Genomic DNA, 20651 nt, shown 5'->3' on the forward strand with positions numbered 1-20651 from the left:
GCCTTCCACGGCCGCCCCCGGCTTCTTCGCACAAGGAGTAACTGGTGAACCTGTTCCTGGCGCTCGCCTCGGCGATGGTGCTCGGCGCCGGCGACTTCGTCGGCGGACTCGCGGCCAAGACGGCCCGTGCCGTCATCGTGGTCGTCTGGTCGAACGCCGCCGGGCTCGCCACGGCACTCGTCCTCGTCGGCCTGCTCTCCCGGTCGGGCAGCAGCTGGAACGAGGTCTTCTGGGGCGCGCTCGCCGGGCTGTGCGGCAGCGCGGGCGCGGTCCTGCTCTACCGGGCCCTGGCCAGCGGCGTGATGAGCCTGGTCGCCCCGACCACCGCCGCCGCGGCGGCGGCGCTGCCCGTCGTCGCGGGCGTCCTGACCGGCGACCGGCTCTCCGCCCTGGCCGTCATCGGCGTCGTGTGCGCGATCGCCGCCGTGCTCCTCGTCTCCCTCAGCGGCGACGGCACGGGGGAGGACGCCGACCGGCGGGCGATGCTGCGCAGTCTGGCCCTGGCCCTGCTCGCCGGCGCCGGATTCGGCGCCTTCTTCGTCCTCCTGGCCCACACGTCGAGCGAGACCAGCCTGTGGCCCCTGGTGTGGGCCCGCTGCGCCTCGCTCAGCGCGATCCTGCTCTTCATCCTGGTACGGCGGACCTCGCCGGCGCTCTCCGCCCGGCCCGCCCGGCTCGCCCTGCTCTCCGGCGTGCTCGACATGGGGTCCAGCGCGCTCTTCCTCGTCGCGGTCCGGGACGGCAGCCTCGCCGTGATCGGGCTGCTGGCGTCGCTGTACCCGATCAGCACCGTGCTGCTGGCGCGGATGGTCCTCAAGGAGCGCATCCGGGGGATCCAGCACGTCGGCGTGGCCCTGGCCGTGGGCAGCGTCGTGCTGCTCGCCTGGAACTGACCCCGTCGCCCGGAACCGACCCGTCGCCCGGAACCCGACCGGCCGGGCCCGGCCCCGCACCTCGTCCGCCCGCTTCTCCCGACCGGAGGTCCCCGTGCCCGCCACCGACCCCATCCTGCCCGCGACGAACGGAGTGATCAGAAGGAGCGGCTGCACCGGTGCCGACTCCGCCGCGGGCACCGGGACGGTCTCCCTCGACGTGCTCGCCGCCCGCCGTGCCCGCTCACTCCCGCCCGGTGTCCGCTACGAGCTCAAGGGGCTGGCGTTCACGCTGCCTCCCGTGCGGGCGCTCCCCGTCGACCTGCCCGAGAGCAGCGGCGGGGACACGGCGGAGCTGCTGCGGCTGGTCCTGGGCGAGGCCATGATCGGGCGGATGGCCGCAGCGGGCTTCACCCTCGGCGACTTCGAGCTCATCTGCGAGGACTGGCGGCGTCGCAACGGTCTGGTGGACGGGACCGCCCGGCTCCTGCCGGCCGGGGGCCGTTCCGGAGGGTCCCGGTGACCCGGCTGCGTGCCTGGAAGGAGTTCGTCCTGGGGCGCCTCGGCCGCCAGGACCGCGGACGGAGCGCGGAGAACCGCCGGGCGCAGGGCGGCGAGGGCCGCCGGGACACCGGGGCCGGCGGGTGGTCGGCGTACCTGCCGGGGCCGGACGGTGCGGCGATGACCCGGGACCGCGCCCGGGAAGAGCGTCCCCGCTCCTCCGGGTCCGGTGGGTGACGGCGGAACCCGTGGACGCCTGTGCCCGCCGCTCCTCGGGAGCGGCGGGCACGAAGGCGTCCTCCACCGGGGCGGTGTCAGGCCTTTCCGATGATCCGCCGCATCCGCTGCTGTGCCTCGCCGGCGGAGAAGGCCGTGCGGTGGGACCGCTTGCCCTCCTCGCACACCCGCTGGAGGCCCCGCACGAAGGGGCCGTTCACGCGGGACCGGGTCGACCTGACGGCCGCCGCGGTGTAGCCGGCGATGCGGTTCGCCCGGTCGAGGGCCCGGTCCAGGAGTTCCTCGGGAGCGGTCACCTCGTGCAGCAGCCGGTCGCCGAGGGCCCGCTCGGCCGGCCACTCGTCGCAGGAGTAGAGCATGTCCTGCATGACGCTGCGGCCGACCACCGTCTCCAGCATGTAGCCGCCGAAGTTGCAGGCGATCCCGACCCGGAACTCGGGCATCACGAGCTTGGCCGAGCGGCTGCCGATCCGCAGGTCGCAGCAGAGGGCGATCTGGAGCCCGACGCCGATCGCGTAGCCGTCGATGGCGGCCACGACGGGCTTCGAGATGCCGGCGACGGTGCTGTACAGGGTGGTGATGTCGTCGATCCAGGCGTCGACCTCGTCGCCGCCGTGGAACTCCGACACCTCGTGGAAGTCGCCGCCCGCCCCGAAGGAGCGGTCGGGCCCGCCGTACAGGACCACACAGCCCACGGCGTCGTCGGCGTCCAGGTCCAGCATGAGCCGCGTGAGTTCACGCATCCGCGCCCTGCTGAACGGATTCTGTTCGTGCGCGTGCGAGAACTCGACGAGGGCGACCCCGCCGGCCAGCACCTCGCACTTCATGCTCGCCGTCGTCGTACTGGTGGATGACACGCGGCAGCCCTCCCGGGTCGATCGGAATGTCGTGGCCTCGGACAGCGAGGCGTGGTGACGTGGACCGTCACGGGGACGAGCGGGCGGGCGCCCGTCAGCCCCAGGCGAAGTCCTCTTCCGTCGCGCCGAGTTCACCGCTCTGCAGACCGAGCGCGGGGCGGGACTCGCCGGACGCGAGGACGGCCGGCACCGCGGCCGCCAGTCCGGCCGCGGCCACGACGGCCGCCGCGATCGTGGCCGAGTTGCGGCACACGCGGGCCCAGCCCGTACAGACACCCACCGACATATGACGTGCACTCACGTGAATCGAATCTCCCAGGAAGGTCGACATCCGGCCGGATCGTTGGAGTTGTCCGGCGGTCGTCCCCAGCATGCTCAGGCGGCGGACGGCGGTACAGGGGCGCCAGGTGTCCACGAGAGGACATGACAGAAAGCGGACATGGACGAATTCTTCTCGGATGGCGAGACGATGGAGGAACAGGGGAGAACCGCCCCGCAGCCTCGAAGAATCGGAGGCGGCCGAGGTGTCCACCGAAGATCCTGGAGTCGCATATCGCCTGAGGGATGCCGAACGAGGGCGAAAGCGGAAATCTCCTCGATTCGAGTGAACGCGGCATCATGAAACATGACCTTGCGTGCATATATATGCCTCGCGCAGGATCCCCCTGTCAGGCTCGGCGCGAGTGGGGGAGTTGTTGACTGATGAACGTGGGGACCGATGCTGTTCACGAATTGTTCCGGTTTCTGGTTACCGCACCCGGTTCGACCTTGAGGGACGCCCAGGAGCACCTTCGGGCGGAACCGCAGGCACTCAGCTCCGCGATGGACTTCCTCGCGGACAGCGGTCTGGTGCGTTCGAACGCGGCGCTGCCGACGCCCGCTTCGCCCGAGGTCGCCCTCGCCCGGGTGCTCGAACGCGAGGAGGTGTCGCTGCGGCGGCGCCTGGAGGAGCTGCACCGGGGGAGGGTCGTCCTCGCGGCGCTGAGCGAGAACCTGATGGCCATCCAGGCCACCGACCGGGGTGCCTTCGGCGTGACCCTCCTGGAGAACGAGGCCGAGGTGGTCTCCGCCCTGGAGGGGGCGGCCGCCCGGGCGCGCAAGGAGGTCCTCAGCATGCACCCGGGCGCACCGCTCTCGGCCACCATGCTCGCGGACAGCATGGAGCGGAACCAGCAGGTCCTGGAGCGCGGTGTGACGATGCGCTCGATCCACCTCGACTGCATGCTGCGCATCCCCTACGGGCGGGCGCATCTGATGAACCTGCAGGAAGCGGGGGGTGAGGTGCGGGTGGCCTCGGTCCTGCCGCTCCGGCTGATCGTGGTGGACGGCGTGCTCGGGTACGCCTCGACCCTGCCGCGCGAAGGGCGGTTCGCCGCGCTGGAGTTCAAGGGTCCCGAGCTCGTTCACGTCCTCGTCCGGATCTTCGAGCACTGCTGGGTGCACGGAGCGGTCGTGCCGCCGCTCGGGGAGCCGGTGAACCGCGGGTCCCGGGAGGGGGCCGACGTGGCCGGCTCCGTGCTCGACGAGCGGGAGCGGGCCCTGGTGCGGATGCTGGCCGAGGGGCACAAGGACGAGGCGATCGCGCGGTGTCTCGGGGTGTCCTCCCGCACGCTGCGCCGGTTGATGACCGACGTGATGGAGCGGCTCGAAGCGGACAGCCGCTTCCAGGCGGGCGCCAGGGCGATGGCCAGGGGCTGGCTCGACAACCCCTGAGGCTGGGCGGGACCGGCATGGATTTTATGCACGCCAGGGGGACTACCGCCCTCTGGCGCGCCGCACGCCTCCGTCCGCCATGTCCGTACGTGTGAAGGGCGTTGGCAGGTCATCTGTACGTTCCGTGTGTGGTTCCATGGCACCCTGTAGCAAGTAAATATGCTGCCCTCAGAATTTTGATGCGGCAGCCGGTCTGAGTCGAACCGAGTGAGAGAAGGCAATCGATCATGGAGCTGGCCGTTCCGCGGGGATTCCGCTCGTACACCGCCAACATGGGTCTCAAGGACATCGCGCACGACTTCGCGGTGGTGGTGTCCGAGGTGTCGGCCGTCTCCGCGGCCGTCTTCACCAAGTCGCGCTTCGCCGGCCCCAGCGTCGTCCTCAGCCGTGAGGACACCGCCCGGCACCGGAGCCGCGGCATGGTCGTCGTCTCCCGCAACGCCAACGTCGCGACCGGCAAGGTCGGCGCCGCGCACGCGGAGGAAGTGCGCAGGCTCGCCGCCGAGAAGGCCGGCGTCCTGCCCGAGGAGCTGGTGATCGGCTCCACCGGTGTGATCGGGCGTCCCTACCCCATCGAGGGCATTCGCGAGGGCATCGCCAAGATCCCGCAGCCCCTGCCCGCCGCCGACTTCGAGGCGGCGGCCGCCGCCATCATGACCACCGACACCCGTGCCAAGTCCGTCCACCTGCGCTGTGGCGACGCGGTGGTCGTGGGCATCGCGAAGGGGGTCGGCATGATCGAGCCCAACATGGCGACGCTGCTGACCTTCTTCTTCACCGACGCCCAGCTCGACGCGGACCGGCTCGACGCCGTCTTCCGGCGCGTCACCGACAGGACGTTCAACGCCCTCAGCATCGACACCGACACCTCGACCAGCGACACCGCCGCCGTGTTCGCCAACGGTCTGGCGGGGCCCGTGGACGAGGCCGAGTTCGAGGAGGTGCTGTACCAGGCCGCCCTGGCGCTGGTCCGGGACATCGCCTCGGACGGCGAGGGCGCCGGCAAGCTGCTGGAGGTGCGGGTCACCGGCGCCAGGGACACGGCCCAGGCCAAGCGGGCGGGCAAGGCGGTGGTCAACTCCCCGCTGGTCAAGACCTCCGTGCACGGCGCGGACCCGAACTGGGGACGCGTGGCGATGGCCGTCGGCAAGCTCGACGACGACCACGACATCGAGCCGGCCCGGGTGCGGATCCACTACGGCGACCTGGAGATGTTCCCGGAGGAGCCGGACGACGCCATGCTGGAGCGCGCCCGCGCGTACCTCTCGGGGGACGAGGTCGTGATCCGGATCGACCTCGGCATCGCCGACGGAGAGTTCACCGTCTACGGCTGCGACCTGACCGAGGGCTACGTCGAGCTCAACTCCGGCTACACCACCTGACCGGCCCGGCCGCGGTACGGCGCGTACGACCCCTCCCGGGTGTCCCGGGCGGGGCCGTACGCGGGCGGGGCTCACCCGCTCACAGCTCGCCTTCCTCACGCTCACCACTCGCTCCGGCCAGGCCCGCGATGTGTCCGGCCAATCCGGAAAGGGTGGGGTTCTCGGCCACGGCGACGATGCCGACCGTCACCCGGAACTCCTCGGACGCGGCCACGGCCATCCGCATGGCCAGCAGCGAAGAGGCGCCCAGCGCGAAGAAGTCGTCGTCCTCGCGGATCCGCATATCGGCTTCTCCGAAAAGATCCCGCCAGATCGCCGACAGCCTTTCCTGGACGTCCTCGGGGGAGGGGGAGAGAGCGGAATCAATTGCTCCGGGCATGGCTTCAGTGCGCCTTTCGGGTGGAGGGCTGAAAAGGTGGCTGGATCGAGGGCTACATAGGTGGCTGGAAAGAAAGCCTTCCGGCGTTGTGGGATTCCATGCGGTCCGCGACGGCGGAAGCCGCGGCCGCCGCCTCGGCGGCGCGGGCACGGAAAGAGGAGATCTGGGCCCTGACGTCCTCGGGCTCCTTGTTCTGGCCGAACTTCACGATTCCGTCCAGCCGGTCCAGGGGCAGCTCGAAGGCGACGATCCCGCTCCGGAAGCCCTCGACGAGCTCACCGGGAGCCCGGTCCAGGGTCCAGGGCTCCTTCGGCAGGAACCGCGCCTCCTCGTGCGCGATCAGGTCCGCCAGCTGCCGCAGCTCCTCCTCCCCCTCCATCACCCGCGGCCGGCCGTACGCGTGGACGGCCGCGTAGTTCCACGTGGGGAAGTGCGGCTCGGAGGCGTAGTCGTCCGGGCGGATGTAGGAGTGCGGACCGACGAAGGCGACCATCATCTCCTCGCCGGCGCGGAGCGCCGCGACCACCGGATTCGCCCTGGAGAGGTGGCCACGCAGCCGTCCGTTCGGGCCGTGCTCCGGCTCCTTGTCGAGGACGAACGGGATGTGCGTGCCGTGGATGCGGCCGTCCACCACGGCCGTCAGCATCCCGAACGGATGACCCTCGATCACCTCGTGGTGGAGCGCCGTCTCCTGGGCGCGGTACAGATCGGGTACGTACACGGGAGCTCCTTGGAACGGGAACGGACGGCGGTCAGCGCCCGCACAGCCAGCGGGCGAGGGTTCCGGTGCCGAAACCCGTGGCGCCGGCGTTGTAGTAGCCGTCGATCCGGGGCGACCAGGCGGGCTCGGTGATCTCCACGTGCGCCCAGGAGGCGGGCGCGAACCGGTGGAGGAAGGCCGCCGCCGTGGCGCCGTCCCCGCTGCGCGGACCGGCGACCCTGCTGTTGGCGAACGGGGCCCACAGCTCGTCCCCGTACTCCTCCACCAGGGGCAGCGGCCAGAGCAGTTCGCCCGCCGCCCGGCCCGCCACGGTCAGCTGCGCGGTGAGGTCCACGTCGGTGCTCCACACCCCCGCCGCCTTGGGGCCGAGCGCGGCGGCGACCGGCAGCCCGAGCGCCGAGACGCTCACGGTGGACCGGGCGCCGAGGCGGCCCGCCAGGTGCAGCGCGTCCGCCAGCATCAGCCGGCCGTGCCCGTCCTCGTGGTTCACCTCCACCGTCGCACCGGACGCGGTCGTGACGAGATCCCCCGTGCGCAGGGCGCCGGGTCCCTCCGCCTTGGCCGCGGCCGGCAGGATCAGATGCGTCTCACGGCGCCCGCCGAGCGCCGCGAGCGCCGCCGCGGCGCCGAGCACGGCCCCGGCCCCGGCCATGTACTTCTTCGCGCCCTCGACGGCGCCGGCGGAGCGGGCCACACCCCGGTCGTCGTACGTGAGCCCGAGACCGATCACGGCGACCGGGGGCAGGTCGGCGGCCTCGGGACGGTAGCCGATCCGGACGAGGCGGGCCGGATCGGCGCTGCCGGCGACGGCGGCGGAGAAGCCGGTCAGACCGTGCGCGTGCGCCTCGGCCGCGTCCCACACCTCGACCTCGAAGCCCTCGTGCGCGGCCAGCGCCGACGCCTCCCGGGCGAGCCGGTCCGGGGTGATGATGTTGGCGGGCGCGGCGACGTACTCGCGCGCCCGGACGACGGCGTCGGTGAAGGCGTCCGAGGCGCGGAGCACCGCGTCGGTGATCCCGCTGCCGAGCAGCTCGACGGTCTTCGGCTCCCGCGGCAGGTCGGAGCCGTAGTCCGCGCGGAAGCGGTCCCCGAGGACGTTCCACCTGCCGCAGTGCACGGCGAGGCTCAGCCCCTCCGCCAGATGCTCGGCCACCTCCAGCTCACCGGCGCGCCACGACGGCAGCGTGACGGCGACCCGCTCGTTGGGGCCGGTCGTCAGGGTCCGGGCCACGGCCGCGCCCGCCCGCCGCACGGTGTGGGGAGTGGCCTCCCGGGGGCGGCCCAGACCGAACAGGACGAGCCGCTCGCACCGTCCGGGCGCCCCCGGTCCGACGACCAGCTCGTCCCTGCCGCCGCCGAAGGAGTCGTACGAGAGCAGTCGCCCCAGCGCCCCGCCGAGGGCCCGGTCGAGCGCGCGCGCCCACGGCCGGTCGAGCAGGGGGGCGTCCTCGGCGAAGACGCCCACCGCGAGCACGTCGCCGGTCCAGTCGGCGGCGGTCGTCGGGGAGTCGGTGATGTCCATGGTCTTCCTCTCGGCCGGTGCGGTCCGGTCAGGCTCGGGTGATGCGCAGGCCGTCCAGGTACAGGACGTCGAGCTCGGTCTTGAGGAAGAGGGCGAGCGCCTCCTCCGGCAGTTCGACGATCGGTTCCCCCGGCCCGTTGAAGGAGGTGTTCATCACCACCGGCACCCCGGTGCGGTCGTGGAAGGCCGCGATCACCGCGTGGTACATCCCGGCGGACGCGTCGACCGTCTGGATGCGCGCCGTCCCGTCCACGTGCGTGACGGCCGGGATCTCGGCGCGCCGCACGGTCGCGTTGAAGAGCATGTACGGGGAGGGCAGCGGCACGTCCCGGAACCAGTCGGCCGCGTGCTCGGCGAGCACCGCCGGCGCGAACGGACGCCACGCCTCGCGGTCCTTGATCCTGTTCACCCGCTCCCAGTTCGCGGCGTCCCGGGGGTCGGCCATGAGCGAACGGTGGCCCAGCGCGCGCGGCCCCGCCTCGCTGCCCCCCTCGAACCAGGCCACCACGCGGTTGGCGACGAGATCCTCCGCCGCCCGCTCCGCGACCTGCCCGGGCCCCGCCAGGCGTTCGACCACGACGGCGTCCCCGACGGCACGCAGGGCGGCCTCCACGGCCTCGGACGACGCCGGCCCGCCCAGGTACGGCGAGGGGAACGCCGGTCCGGGACCGGCCTCCTCCGCCCGCGGGTTGCCGAGGATCGAGTGGTGGACGGCGAGGGCGGCGCCTATGGCGATGCCGCCGTCGTCGCAGGCGGGCTCGACGAAGACCCGGCGGAACGGGCCCTCCTGCGCCACCTGGCTGTTGGACGGGCAGTTGAGCGCCGTGCCACCGGACAGGCACAGATCGGGGACGGTCAGCCCCGCCGCGCCCAGGGACGCGTGCAGGGTGCGGACGGCCTCCATGCGCACCTCCTCGAACAGCTTCTGGGTGCTCGCGGCGATGTCCGCGTTGACCGGCGCCGTGGCCTGCCGGGGGTCGCCGTACGGGGCCAGGTCGTAGCCGAGTCGCTCCGCCTCGCGGCGGCAGTGGCGCAGCCACGCCGTGGCCACGTCCGTGCGCAGCCGTCCCCGCAGGTCGTGGTGGTTGCCGAGGAAGCGCGACGAGTAGAACCGCGGGCGCCCGTAGGCGGCGAGCCCCATGAGCTTGCCGGCCGGTCCGACGACCCCGAGGCCCAGCGCGGCGCCGACCCGGTCGTACAGACCGCCCAGACCCAGGTGGTGCGGGGCGAGCGGGTACAGCGCCTCGTCCCGGCCCAGGTAGTACATGCCGCTGTGGTAGTTCTCGCCCTCCGCGTAGCCGTCGTGGGTGAGGACGGCGGCCTCCCGGAACCCGGAGGCGTAGTACACCGATCCCGCGTGCGCGAGGTGGTGGTGGACGGCGTACCCCGGGACCGTGACGCCGTCGAAGCTCACCCGTACGGGCAGGTGGAAGCCGTACCGCAGGCGGTCCTGGGGGGACGTGGGCGCCGCCGCGATCTCGGCGAGACCCCGGCCGTCGGCCCAGGACGGGTCGGTGACGTAGTCGTCGATCCACGGCGTCGCACGGATCGCGGACCGCTCCAGGCCGGTGTGCTCGGGGAAGAGCTTGGCGTACGACCGGCTCAGCCAGGTCGCGGACAGGTCCGCGTCGTAGAGGAAGTCGAGGAACTCCCCGCCGCCGCGCCGGGAGGCGGCGTCCGGCTCCTCCTCCAGGAGGGTGCAGGGCCGGCCGAAGGGGTCCGTCGTGGCGTACTCGACCGACAGCGCCGCCGGGTCGTCGGCGATCAGCTCGACGCCCTGGGTGGAACAGACGGCCACCGCGTCCACGTCGGCGGCGCCGACACCGGCGGTGGCCAGCGCCCGGCGGACCGTGGCCACGTCGAGCGTCGCCGCGTGCTTGACGCGGGTGTGCCGCTCGCGCAGCACGTACGAGGCGATCGCCCCGTCGCGCAGAACGCTGACGGCGGCGTCGTGGCCGAAGTGAAGGCCGAGGACGATCATCGGGTCTCCTCATGCGGCGCCTGCCGAGGCGCCTCGCGGGGGCGGGAAGGAAGGGGGGAGGGGCGGACGTCCGGGCGGGCGGTCACACGAGGGTGAGACCGCCGCCGCGGAGCCAGAGGTCCAGACGGTCGCGCACGGCCGTCTCGGCCGGCGGATGGAAGGTCAGCGCGCGGCTGGCCAGCAGCAGTTCGGACCCCGGCCCGCCCGACACGAACGGCATGCCGCCCTCCAGCTCCAGGGCGCGGTCGGTGGCCTCCGCGATCGCGCGCTGCGCCGTGTACCGGACCAGCAGCGCGCGGCCCAGCGCGTCGTCGCCGCCGGGGTCGCCGTCGGGGGCCGCGCCCTGGTCCCCGCAGGCGTCGAGGTCCGAGGCCAGTGAGTCCAGGGCCGCCGCGGCCGTCTCCAGCGGGGCCAGGGCCGCGACACGGTCGCCCGGCGCGCCGCGCTCCCCGGTGAAGAGACGCTCCACGTGCCCGGTGGCGATGCCGAGGTAGGCGGCGGTGATCAGCAGCTGGAACCAGAGCAGGTTGGAGGTGAAACGCCAGGGCGAGGCCGAGGGGTCGCCGAGGGGAATGATCATCTCCTCGGGGACGAACGCCCGGTCGAGGGCGAGGGCGTCGGTCTCCGTCGCCCGCAGCACGCGGTTGCCCCAGAAGGGCCGCCGCTCGACCCCCGCCGTGACGGGGAGCATCAGCATGAGCAGCTGTCCCTGGTACGGGCCTTCGGCCGGGCCGGCGGCCGACAGCGACATCAGCCCCAGGGAACGGGTCAGGGAGCAGGGCTGCTTGGTCCCGGAGACCAGCAGCCCGCCCGGCGCCGCCACGACCTCGATGCCGGGCGTGAACACGCTCTTGCCGAGCGTCCCTTCGGCGCCGCAGGAGGCGACCAGGAGCCGCTCCGCCGCGATCCGCCGCAGGACGGCCTCCGAGGCGGTCCGGCCGCCGCAGCGCGCCAGCCACGCCACCTTGTAGTGGTGCATGGTCGAGGCGACGGCCAGGGACGGCGCCCTGCTGCCGACGGCCCGCTGGAGGCGGACGCCGTCGCGGCAGCCCAGGCCGGCACCGCCCAGGGCGGCGGGGATCAGCAGATTGCCGCCCCCCGCGGTCCGGAAGGCGTCGACCGCCCCGGTGCGCGGGTCCTCGGCGGCCGCGGTGCCCCAGTCCGCCAGCTTCGCGTCGAAGCCCGGCAGTGCCTGGTCGAGCAGTGCTCGCTCGGTCGAGAGCAGTCTCATGCGTGGTCCTGGTCGGGAGTCGGGTCGGACGGGCCGTGGGCCCCGGTCACCGAGGCGATGCGACGGGCGACGTACGCCGCCCCCGCCCCTCGTACGACGGAGAAGTGGTCCTCCGCCAGGACGTCGGGCCGCCCGGCGCCCGGCAGCGCCTCGTCGAGGGGCCGGAGCGAGGGGAACGCGTCCCGCGCGGTGCGCTCGGCACGGATCAGCAGCCAGGCCGGGGAAGGCCGGCCGGTGCCGGGCGCGCCGGCGGTCGGCCAGACGGCCGGCGTGTGCCGCTCCAGCAGTTCGGAGTTGTTGCGGTAGACGGCGAAGAGACGGTTCAGCTCCTCGGCCTCCAGGGGGCGTTCCAGGATTCCGGCGGCCACCAGCGCGTCGTGGGCGGCCGCGGGACGCCGCTCCTCGGACCCGTCCTCCGTCGGGGGGACGAGCCGCAGCGGGTCGGGCCGCCCCGTCAGGTCGGCGAAGAAGCCGCCGAGGCGTGTCGTCAGGTCGGGGAGGGGGCCGTCGCCGCGTCCGGTGAAGGAGTCGACCGTGGTCAGCGACGTGACGGCGCGGCCCGCCCGTTCGAGCAGCCCGGCCATGTGGAGGGCGATCGTCCCGCCCATCGACCAGCCCACGAGGTGCAGGGGGCCGTCCGGCAGCTCCTCCAGGAGCGTGCGCGCGTACTGCTCGGCCATGGTGTCGAGGCCGGTCGCGAGCGGCTCGTCCGGGTGCAGTCCGGAAGCCCGGACGCCGTACAGGGTGGCGCGGCCGGCCCCTCCCTCGCCGCCCGTCACGGCGTCCACGATCTCCTGGTAGCACAGCACGTCGCCGCCGACCGGGTGGACGAACACCACCCGGCCCTCGCCGCTTCCGCCGAGCACCGTGAGCAGCCCGCTCCCCCCGGCCCGAGGGGCCGTGTCGGCCAGCAGCGCCGCCTGGGCCCGTACCGTCCGGTGGCGGAAGAGGGAACTCAGCGGAAGCCGGTGGCCGAAGGCGGCCTCGACGGCGCGGAACAGCCGTACCGCCGTCAGGGAGTTGCCGCCGCGGGCGAAGAAGTCGTCCTCGACGCCGCGGGCGGCCGGTCCGAGCAGCTCCTGCCAGAGGCCGAGGAGCCGCTTCTCCAGCGGCGTGGCCGGCTCCTCGGCCGGGGCCGGGGTGCCGGAGTCCGACAGCGGCCCGTCGGCGCGGCCCTTCTCCCCGAGGACGGCGAGGAGGGCCTTGCGGTCCACCTTCCCGTTGCCGCTGAGCGGCAGTTCGGGGATCTCCAGGACGACGGCGGGCACCATGTACGGGGGAAGGACCTCGCCGAGCCGTTCCAGGAGCTCCGCCTGGTCGGCGGCGACGGCGACGGCCGGGCCGTGCTCTCCGCTGGGGGCCTCCTCGGCCGCCGGCCGGACGACGAAGGCGGCGAGGGACGGCTCGCCGCGCGAGGTGTCGACCAGCGCGACGGCGGACTCCACCGCCGCGGCGCGGGCCAACTGGGTCTCGATCTCGCCGAGTTCGACGCGGTATCCGTTGATCTTGACCTGATGGTCGGCGCGCCCGAGGAACTCCAGGACGCCCCCGGCGCGGTACCGGGCCCGATCGCCCGTCCGGTAGAGGGGCTCACCCGTGACGGGGTGGGGGAAGAACGACGCGGCGGTGCGCTCGGGGTCGCCGAGATAACCCGCGGCCACGCCCGCGCCGCCGATGTGGAGGTCGCCGGCGACCCAGGACGGCGTGTCCGTGAGCTCGCGGTCCAGGACGTGCATGGTCTGGTTCGCCAGGGGGGTCCCGTAGGGGACGCTCCGCCAGTCCTCGGGCTGCTCCGAGGTCCGGAACCAGTTCGACCAGATGGACGCCTCGGTGGCGCCGCCCATCGCGATCACCTCGGCGTCCGGGCAGACCTCGGCCAGCCGCTCGACGAGGGGGAGCGGCACCCAGTCGCCGCTGAGCATCACCAGGCGCAGGGACGCGAGCAGTTCGCGCGCCCGCTCCCCGAGGTACTCCAGGGTGAGCGCCAGCAGGGCCGGGACGGAGTTCCACACGGTCACCCCGTGCCGGTGCACGCTCGCGGCCCATGCCTCCGGGTCGGGTACGGGGCTGTCCGGCGGGCACACGACGGTGCCGCCGCAGCCGAGCAGCGCGAACTGGTCGAAGACGGAGAGGTCGAACGCGAGCGAGGAGACGGCCAGCACCTTGTCGCGCGCGGTCAGGGCGAAGCGACCGGTGAGGTCGCGGAGGGTGTTGACGGCGGCGGCGTGCGGGATGACCACGCCCTTCGGCGTACCGGTCGAGCCCGAGGTGTAGATGACGTAGGCGGTGCGGTCGAGCGGCCCGCCGGTGCGGTCGGTGTCCGCCGCCCGCTCGTTCGGTCCGCCGGTGTCCGCTGCCTGCCCGGACGTGCGGTCGGCCTGTGCCGCCGTCGCTTCGGACGGGTCGGCGGCGCGGGCGTCGGGCTCCGGCCAGGGGACCACCTCGACCCCCTCGGGCACGGCTTCCGCCGTGTCCTGCCAGGGGGCGGTGATCAGCGCCCGCGCGCCGCTGTGACGCAGTACGGTGCGGACGCGCGCCGCCGGCCAGGACGGGTCGAGGGGGACGTACGCGCCCCCCGCCCGCAGGATGGCGAGCACGGCGATCGACTGGGCCCGGCCGCGCGGGACGCGGACGCCGACGAGCGCGGGCTCACCGGTCCCGCCGGTGGCGCCCACGGCGGCGAGACGGCGGGCGAGCCGCCCCGACGCCCGATCGAGCCCGGCACGGTCGACCGTCCCCTCCGCGTCGTGCACGGCGGGCGTGTCCGGGGCCGTGCGGCAGCGCTCCAGGACGAACGAGTGGAGCGTCCCCGAGGGCAGGTCCTCGGAGGTCGCGTTGGCCTGCCGCCGCGCCTCCAGGTGGCCGGAGGGGAGCGGTACCGGCCCCGTGGCGTGCCAGGCCGCCGTCCCCTCGGCGAGCGCCTGGAGACGGGCGCGGTGATAGGCGGTCAGCTGGTCGATCATGCCGGGCGGGTAGGCGTGCTCGGCGTAGTCGAAGTTGCAGACCAGCTCGCCCGCCTCCTCGTAGACCTGGTGGTCGAGCAGCACCTGCGGCGTGCTGATGGAGCTGTGGACGAGGCGGGCCCCGGGCAGCGGGAGCAGGAAGCCGCCGGGGGCGCCGTCGACCAGATCGAGGCCGCTGGTGAACACCACCGGGAACGGGCTCCCGCCCCCGGCGCCGCCGGCGAGGGCGCGGCCCACCTCGACCCCCGAGATCTCCAGCGCGGCGAGATCGGCGTAGAGGCCGCCCCGGGATCCGCGACATCGCTCGACGAAGGAGGTGCCGGGCTCGGCGGCGCCGTAGCCGACCAGCACGGTGGTGCTGGCGTTGCCCCAGACCCGCTGGAGACCGGGATCGGTGCCGGGGCGGTGCGAGGCGAGCACGGTGAGCGTGCCGGCGGCCCCGTCCGACCAGCGGTGGAGCGCTTCGGTGAAGAGCGAGAAGAGCGCGGTGCCGGCGGGCAGTCCGGAGGCGGACGCGTGGTCGCGGAAGCGGGCCCAGGCGGCCGCGTCGAGCCGCGTGCTGAGCCGCGCGAGCGGGGCGCCCCCGTGCTCGGCGCCCGCGGCCCGTCCGGTGCCGTGCGGGCGGGTGGGCAGCGCGGGAGCCGGCGGCAGCTCACGGGAGCGGCGCTCCCAGTAGCGGCGGGCCGCGAGATGGGCCCGCGTGGCGCGCCGCTCCTCCAGCCCGGTGACGTAGTCCCGGAACGACAGGGGCACGGCCCGCGGCGTGTGGCCGGGATCGGCGCAGCACCGGGCGAGCTCGGTGAAGAAGAGCTGCGTCGTCACGCCGTCGAAGGCGATCAGCCGCAGCGCGATCTGGAGCCTGGCCGTGCCGTCGGGCAGCGTGACGTGGCGGATCAGGTACGGACGGCCCGCCCCGTGGTCGGGGAGGTCCGCGGCGAGACGCGCGCGCAGCGCGAGCAGCTCCTCCTCCGCGGCCGCTGCGGCCAGGCCGGACAGGTCCCTGCGGTCGACCACGGGCGCGACGGGCCCGTCCGGGGCGGGCAGGATGCGCTGGGTCCCGTCGGGGGACACCGCGAGCCGCAGGGAGCCGTGGGCCCGCGCCAGCAGGTTCAGTGCCGTGTCGAGGGTGTCGGCGTCGGGCACCGATCCGGCGGGGAAGGCGTACTCGTGGACGAAGACGGCGGGCGCCGGGTGGTCGTAGAAGTCCTGTTCCCCGACGAGATAGCCCTGCTGGAGTCCGGTCAGGGGGAAGGGGGCGCCGGCCGCCTCCGGATCGGCGGTGAACCGCCAGCCGTCCTCCGGTCCGTCCTCCGGTCCGGCCTCCTGGGTACGCAGCAGCTCCACGAGGCCGTCGCGGCAGCCCCGGGCGGCGGCGCGGAGGTCCGGGGTGAGCGCCCCGGGCGGAGCCGAGTAGCGCAGCGCCCCGTCCTCCAGGCTGAGGACGACTCCTGCGGCGCACAGTCTGTCGTGGACCTCGGCTGCCGCGGACAGCGGTGAGCCCAGCATAGTGAATCTCCAGAGACCGTCGGGGGCGAAGGAATGTCGAGAAAGAGAGGGGAGAGGAGAAGGGGGAGGGAGGAGTGCACCGCGGAACTCGGACGGTGATGCCGGAACTCGGGCAGGGATCTCCGGAACGTGGGTGAGGATCCCCGTGACCCGGTCGGGGACGGCGGGTTCGAGGGTTTCCCGGCCGCCCCGATATTTCCGTGAGGAGCCGGAGCTGTACAGCGCCGTTCCTTGTCCGCCAGTGGACATGTCCGCAACCGGAATGCGGTCCGGAGGAGGCCGTCCGCTCCTGTGGTAGCTTCCCGGGCATGTCCCAAATGACGCTGAGCGGAATCAAGTTGAGGCATCCGGTCGCCGACGACCACCCGCAGGTTCTCCGCGTTCTCGATCGCTGGTGGGGCGAGTTCGAGGGGAGTGCGGGGAGTGTGCAGCGCGCCCTGCTGCTGCCCCGGCTCTACTTTCAGCACTTCACGTCGAGCAGTTTCGTGGCCGAGGAGAACGGGGAGATGGTGGGATTCCTCATCGGATTCCACTCCCAGTCGAGCGCCGACGAGAGTTACATCCATTTCGTGGGGGTCGCGCCCGAGTGGCAGGGCCGTGGACTGGGCCGGCACCTCTACGGGAAATTCTTCGAGCTGAGTCGCGACCGGGGTAGCAGCGTGGTGCGCGCGGTGACGTCCGCGGCGAATTCCGGGTCCTACCGTTTCCATACGCGCATGGGATTCACGGCGGAACCCGGCCCGAAGGAACTCGACGGCCGGCCGCTCCAGCCCGACTACGACGGTCCCGGCCTCGACCGCGTCGCGTTCGTCCGAGCCATCTGACCCCGCACCGTCCCGAGCCGCGCCACCCGACACCGTGCCCCCGCGCCACGCGCCCCCGCACCGCGCGGACGGCATCACGGGCCTCCGGACGGGAGTTCAGCCCCGCAGGTCCGGGTGGACCATGCCGAGGACGGCGGTGTCGTACCGGACGCCCTTGACGTCCTCGTAGGCGCGGAGCACCCCCTCGGGGACGAAACCGGCCGCCGCCATCGCGCGGCGGCCGGTCGCGTTCCCGCTCAGGCAGAGTGCCGCGATGCGCAGCAGGCCCAGCTCGCGGAACCCCCACGCGGTCATCAGGGCGATGGCCCGGCGACCGGTCCCCGAACCTCGGGCGCCGGCGGCGAGCCAGATGCCGAGCTCGGCCCGCCGCTGCCCGGCGTCGAGGTCGTGCAGACCGATCCAGCCCAGCACCTCGGCGCCGTCCTCGCGGTCCGTCACCACCCAGTCCACCGTCTCCCGGGCCGAACGGGAGCCGATCCACGCCTCGGCGTCCCGCTCCGTGAAGGGAGAGGGGAACGGCGTCCAGCGGGCCACCTCCGGGTCGTCGCCCGCGCGGGCCACGGCGGGGGCGTCGGAGACCCGTACGGGCCGCAGATGGACGACGCCGTCGGTGAGCGGTGGCGCGACGGCCGGCAGGCGGACCGGTGGCGGTGCGGAATCGATGGTCATGAGGCCCCCAAGGTGTCGTGCCGGCCGGGAGACGCCATTCCAGTGCGCGCCCCGGAGGCTGTCCAGGCCGGAAGGCTGTCCGGCCCGGGCCATTGCCGCACCCGGACAGGCCGCCGGGCGCCCAACCCCTGCCCGCCCGGACCGCACCCGCACCCGGACAGGTCGTCGGGCGCCCAACCCCCGTCCGTCTGGGCCACAGCCGCACCCGGACAGGCCGTCGGGCGCCCAACCCCTGCCCGCCCGGACCGCACCCGCACCCGGACGGGCCGCCGGCGCCCAGCCTCTCCACAGGCCGCCGGGCGGCGACCGCAGCACGCTCCCGTCAGCCCTCTCGACCCGGATCCGGCCCGCCCGGTCTCCCCGGCGGCGATGGGTCCGGAGTACGGACCGGCCCCGTGTCACATCGTGGTACGCGGACCTGAGGTGTCCACCAGGAAGACAGCCGCGTGTCACATCGTGAGACGTCGATCGGACTGTCCGTAACGGGACACGGCACCAGACGGCCATCCGATTGCCCTGTGGAAGACCGCTTCCGGCATGGCAGCTTGATCGCCGCCACCACCGTCAACCCGTCCGGCAGCCAAGGAGTCGCTCGTGCCAGAGGTCCAGGAGTTCGCCATGCCGGCCACGATATCGGCGAATCTCGAAGTGGACGGCGGCCGGGTCGTACGGGGCGGCGCACCGTTCACGGCGCGAGTCCCCGGCGACAAGTCGGTGACCCATCGCGCGCTGCTCGCCGCGATGCTGCCCGGAGCCCCCGACACCGTCACGATCCGCAACGCGAACCTCGGCGGTGCCGTCCGCGCGCTCCTCCCCGCCATGCGGGCCCTCGGCCTGGCCGTCGAGACCGACGGCACGGCCGCAGGCGGTGGCGTCCTGACGGTTCGGCGGGGCGCGGCTCCCGTTCCCCAGCCCAGGCGCGAGCACCACGGCGTCACCGGCTGGCCCCAGGACGTGCCCTACCTCCAGACGGAGGGTTCGAGCGCGGCCGCCCGGCTGCTCGTCGGCCTCCTCGCGGGCACCGGCACCCGGGCCGTCGTCGACGGCGACGAAGTGCTGCGGCACCGGCCGATGGAGTGGCTCGTCGAACCCCTCGTCGCGCTCGGAGCGGACATCCGCCACCTGGGCGACCCCGGCCGGCTGCCCGTCCTGGTCGAGAGTCCCGTCCACCGGCCCGGCACCGTCGACCTCAAGGTCGGCAGCGCACAGGCCCGTTCCGCCGTGGTGCTCGCCGCGGTGGCGGCCCGCCTGCCGGTGACGGTCCGGCACCCGGTCCGGTCCCGCGACCACACCGAGCGCATGCTCGCCGCGTTCGGGGCGGGCCTGACCGAACTGGAGCGGACCGTCGTCTGCGACGGGGGCGGCTACACGGTGCCCCCGGTCATCGACGTCCCCGGCGACCCCTCGCTCGCCGCCTACCCCCTCGCCGCGCACCTGCTCTGGGGCGACGGCAGCGAACTGCGGCTGCCGGACGTCGGCCTCAACCCCACCCGGCTGGGCTTCTTCGACGTCCTGCGCACCGCCGGCGCCGACATCGCCTACGCGGACCGCCGCCTCACCTCGGGCGGCGAACCCGTCGGCACGATCGTCGCCCGCGGCGGCCTCGACGGCGTCACCGCCCTCGACGTGGACGAACCCGCCCTCCTCCACGCCCTGATCGACGAGGTCCCCCTGCTCGCGATGGTCGCCGCCGCCCTCCCGGGCACCTCCCGGATCGGCTGCGCCGCGGAACTCCGCTTCAAGGAGACCGACCGCCTGGCCACCACGGCCCGTCTGGGCGCCGCCTTCGGCGCGCGGGTCGACGTCGTCGACGACGGTCTGCTCGTCCGCGGCGGAGCCCCCCTCACCGCCGGCCCGGTCCCCGCCCACGAGGACCACCGGCTGGCCATGGCCGCCGCCACCCTCGCGGTGAGCCTGCCGGGCCGGACCACGGTCCTGGGCGGCGGCTGCCACCGCACCTCCTTCCCCGACTTCGCCGACGTGCAGCGCGCCGTCGGCGCCAGGATCCACGAGGACACAGAGCGATGACCCAAGTGAAGACCGCCCCGGCGGCCGAGGCACGCTCCACCGGCACCGTGCTCGGACCGGAGTTCGCCACCGGATCGGGCCCCTGGCTGTACACCGCCGGAGGAACGCCCTGGTTCGACGCCACCTCCGGCAGCGGCGCGGCGACCCTCGGACACCAGCACCCCGCGGTCACGGCCGCCGCCGCCGACCAGCTGGCACGGCTGACCCACACCGGATGCAAGCTCTCCTCCGACGCCCGCACGCGCATGGTCTCCCGGATCGCGGAGCTGAGCCCCTACCGGGACGCGGCGGTGCTCCCCACCGCCACGGGCGGCGAGGCCGTCGAGTCGGCGCTCAAGATCGCCCGCGCGGCCACCGGACACCGGGCCGTCGTCACCTTCCGCCACGGCTACCACGGCAAGACCGCCGGCGCGCTCGCGCTGACCTGGAGGCCGGAGTTCAAGTCGTACAGCGACCTGTCCGACACCTCCGTCGTCACGGCCGAGCTGCCCGACCCGCGGACACCGCGCGAGGACGACGCCGAGCGGTTCGCCGCCGGGCTCGCGCAGGCGCTCGACCGGGCGGACCGGCTCGGCGGCACGGCCGCCGTCGTCCTCGAACCCGTCCAGGTCACCGAAGGCGTCCTCCCCGTCGCCCCGGCCCTCCTCGACGAGATCGCCCGGCAGGCCCACGCCCGCGGCGCGCTGCTGATCCTCGACGAGATCTACACCGGACTCGGCCGCGCGGGCCGCCTGTTCACCGCCGAGCTGATGACCGAGCGCCCCGACCTCACCCTGCTCGGCAAGACCCTCGGCAACGGCTTCCCGGTGGGAGCCGTCGTGGGCGAACGGCACGTCGTCGACGCGCTGCCGGCCGGCGTGCAGACCTCCACCTTCTCCGGCCACCCCGTCTCCTGCGCCGCCGCGGCCGCGGTGCTCGACGTCGTCACCGACGTGGACCTCGCCGCCCGCGCCCGGGAGCTCGGCGCACGCCTGGAGCACGACCTGACCGCGCTGGCCGCGCGCCACCCCTGGATGGCGTCGGTACGCACCGCGGGCGCCCTGGCCGCCTTCGACTGCCTACGCGACGGAGCCCCCGACCCGGTCCGCGCCCGTGCCGTGACCGGGCAGGCCCTGCTCGGGCGGCTGCTCCTGTTCGGCGGCGGCCCCGAGGGAGCCACCGTGAAGATCGTCCCGCCGGCGCTCCTCGACGAACCGGACGTCCGCCTGCTGACCGAGGGACTCACCGCCGCGGTGTCCGCCGCCGATACCGCCACGGAGGGCTGA

16 protein-coding genes are annotated in these 20651 nt (G+C 73.9%); 7 read left to right on the plus strand and 9 right to left on the minus strand.

Going from position 1 to position 20651, the window contains the following annotated elements; all coding sequences use genetic code 11:
* Nucleotides 1–44: 44 nt before the first annotated feature.
* Together ACFYT9_RS32690 and ACFYT9_RS32695 are read left to right on the plus strand one after the other, a co-directional pair.
* Nucleotides 45–893, plus strand: coding sequence for an EamA family transporter (locus ACFYT9_RS32690; RefSeq protein WP_387278599.1), 849 nt, complete (start codon nt 45–47; stop codon nt 891–893).
* Nucleotides 894–987: 94 nt separating this feature from the next.
* On the plus strand, nt 988–1395 hold the full coding sequence (locus ACFYT9_RS32695) for a hypothetical protein (RefSeq protein WP_389169406.1): 408 nt from the start codon (nt 988–990) through the stop codon (nt 1393–1395).
* Between the two features lie 292 nt (nt 1396–1687).
* Here ACFYT9_RS32695 and ACFYT9_RS32700 read toward each other — a convergent pair whose 3' ends face one another.
* On the minus strand, nt 1688–2467 hold the full coding sequence (locus tag ACFYT9_RS32700; protein ID WP_376605017.1) for an enoyl-CoA hydratase/isomerase family protein: 780 nt from the start codon (nt 2465–2467) through the stop codon (nt 1688–1690).
* Between the two features lie 94 nt (nt 2468–2561).
* Nucleotides 2562–2768 (minus strand): hypothetical protein, encoded by a 207-nt coding sequence (locus tag ACFYT9_RS32705; RefSeq protein WP_389169409.1) that lies wholly within the window; start codon nt 2766–2768, stop codon nt 2562–2564.
* A 467-nt stretch (nt 2769–3235) separates the two neighbouring features.
* Here ACFYT9_RS32705 and ACFYT9_RS32710 point away from each other — a divergent pair, with 467 nt between their 5' ends.
* Nucleotides 3236–4180: a LuxR C-terminal-related transcriptional regulator gene (locus tag ACFYT9_RS32710; RefSeq protein ID WP_376605013.1), complete on the plus strand. Its 945-nt coding sequence runs from the start codon at nt 3236–3238 to the stop codon at nt 4178–4180.
* A 227-nt stretch (nt 4181–4407) separates the two neighbouring features.
* Nucleotides 4408–5562, plus strand: coding sequence for a bifunctional glutamate N-acetyltransferase/amino-acid acetyltransferase ArgJ (gene argJ / locus ACFYT9_RS32715; protein WP_389169412.1), 1155 nt, complete (start codon nt 4408–4410; stop codon nt 5560–5562).
* A 79-nt stretch (nt 5563–5641) separates the two neighbouring features.
* Here argJ and ACFYT9_RS32720 read toward each other — a convergent pair whose 3' ends face one another.
* From ACFYT9_RS32720 to ACFYT9_RS32745, 6 genes are all read right to left on the minus strand, one after another.
* Complete coding sequence (locus ACFYT9_RS32720) at nt 5642–5941, minus strand: phosphopantetheine-binding protein (RefSeq protein ID WP_376601685.1); 300 nt, start codon at nt 5939–5941, stop codon at nt 5642–5644.
* A gap of 52 nt (nt 5942–5993) precedes the next feature.
* A complete protein-coding gene (locus tag ACFYT9_RS32725) occupies nt 5994–6662 on the minus strand; it encodes an FMN-binding negative transcriptional regulator (RefSeq protein WP_376601683.1) in 669 nt (222 codons plus the stop codon).
* A 31-nt stretch (nt 6663–6693) separates the two neighbouring features.
* Nucleotides 6694–8184, minus strand: a complete 1491-nt coding sequence (locus ACFYT9_RS32730; protein WP_389169415.1) for a leucyl aminopeptidase family protein — start codon at nt 8182–8184, stop codon at nt 6694–6696.
* 28 nt (nt 8185–8212) lie between these two features.
* A complete protein-coding gene (locus ACFYT9_RS32735) occupies nt 8213–10165 on the minus strand; it encodes a carbamoyltransferase (RefSeq protein WP_389169418.1) in 1953 nt (650 codons plus the stop codon).
* An 82-nt stretch (nt 10166–10247) separates the two neighbouring features.
* Nucleotides 10248–11396 (minus strand): hypothetical protein, encoded by a 1149-nt coding sequence (locus ACFYT9_RS32740; protein ID WP_389169421.1) that lies wholly within the window; start codon nt 11394–11396, stop codon nt 10248–10250.
* Nucleotides 11393–15865 carry an amino acid adenylation domain-containing protein gene (locus ACFYT9_RS32745; RefSeq protein WP_389169424.1) on the minus strand — a complete coding sequence of 1491 codons (4473 nt, stop codon included), beginning with the start codon at nt 15863–15865 and terminating at the stop codon, nt 11393–11395. Before ACFYT9_RS32745 ends, ACFYT9_RS32740 begins: the two co-directional genes overlap by 4 nt.
* A gap of 308 nt (nt 15866–16173) precedes the next feature.
* On the opposite strand from ACFYT9_RS32745, the gene ACFYT9_RS32750 reads away from it, so the two are divergent.
* Complete coding sequence (locus ACFYT9_RS32750) at nt 16174–16689, plus strand: GNAT family N-acetyltransferase (RefSeq protein WP_387276557.1); 516 nt, start codon at nt 16174–16176, stop codon at nt 16687–16689.
* 96 nt (nt 16690–16785) lie between these two features.
* On the opposite strand, the gene ACFYT9_RS32755 is transcribed toward ACFYT9_RS32750, so the two are convergent.
* A complete protein-coding gene (locus ACFYT9_RS32755) occupies nt 16786–17358 on the minus strand; it encodes a GNAT family N-acetyltransferase (protein ID WP_387276559.1) in 573 nt (190 codons plus the stop codon).
* A gap of 594 nt (nt 17359–17952) precedes the next feature.
* Between ACFYT9_RS32755 and ACFYT9_RS32760 the strand changes: the two genes are divergently transcribed.
* Both ACFYT9_RS32760 and ACFYT9_RS32765 read left to right on the plus strand, forming a co-directional pair.
* Nucleotides 17953–19386 (plus strand): 3-phosphoshikimate 1-carboxyvinyltransferase, encoded by a 1434-nt coding sequence (locus ACFYT9_RS32760; protein WP_389169428.1) that lies wholly within the window; start codon nt 17953–17955, stop codon nt 19384–19386.
* Nucleotides 19383–20651: an aminotransferase class III-fold pyridoxal phosphate-dependent enzyme gene (locus tag ACFYT9_RS32765; protein WP_389169431.1), complete on the plus strand. Its 1269-nt coding sequence runs from the start codon at nt 19383–19385 to the stop codon at nt 20649–20651. The genes ACFYT9_RS32760 and ACFYT9_RS32765 overlap by 4 nt, the downstream gene beginning before the upstream one ends.

Origin of the sequence: Streptomyces sp. NPDC004435 (assembly GCF_042873895.1) — a bacterium.
Classification (GTDB): domain Bacteria; phylum Actinomycetota; class Actinomycetes; order Streptomycetales; family Streptomycetaceae; genus Streptomyces.